Source organism: Staphylococcus sp. 231237_7MaSpsaltlick (assembly GCF_043107035.1).
Map to the genome: position 1 here is coordinate 1 of NZ_JBICNX010000296.1, position 544 is coordinate 544.

Annotated in this window: 1 protein-coding gene; it reads left to right on the forward strand. The window is 29.4% G+C overall.

Annotated elements, in window-relative coordinates; all coding sequences use genetic code 11:
* Positions 1-60 precede the first annotated feature (60 nt).
* Positions 61-544, forward strand: a 484-nt coding sequence (locus tag ACF91D_RS31555) for an RNA-guided endonuclease TnpB family protein (protein WP_392438666.1), incomplete at its 3' end; no start/stop codon positions are given.

Consider the following 544-nt stretch of genomic DNA (forward strand, 5'->3'; position numbering starts at 1 on the left):
TACTTAAATAGATTAGTATCTTTATGGATATATAATTATAAAACTAAAGGAGGTGGAAAAATGTATCAAGGAATTGAATGTAAAATCTACCCCAATCAGAAACAAGAAGATGTGATACAGAAGACCTTTGGTCATACAAGGTTCATTTGGAATCAGATGTTAGATATGTTGAATGAACGTTACCAAAACAACAAAGATTTAAAAATGCTTTCATATTCTACTTTGTCATCACTGATTCCTCAAATGAAACGTGAATATGCTTGGCTCAAAGATGTTGATAGCGCTGCTATTCAATGTACAGTAAAAATATTGTCTAAGACATTCGACCGTTTTTTTAAAGGTTTTTGTAAATATCCTAAATTTAAATCAAAAAAAATTCACCGACAATCTTATTTAAGTACGCTTAGATGTAATAACATCAGATTTAATTACAATCAAAGGTACATTAAATTACCTAAATTAGGTTGGGTTAAGTGCAGAACAAGTCTTACACACATAGAAAATGAACGTATTAAATCAGTTACAGTAAAACAAAAAGCAACAG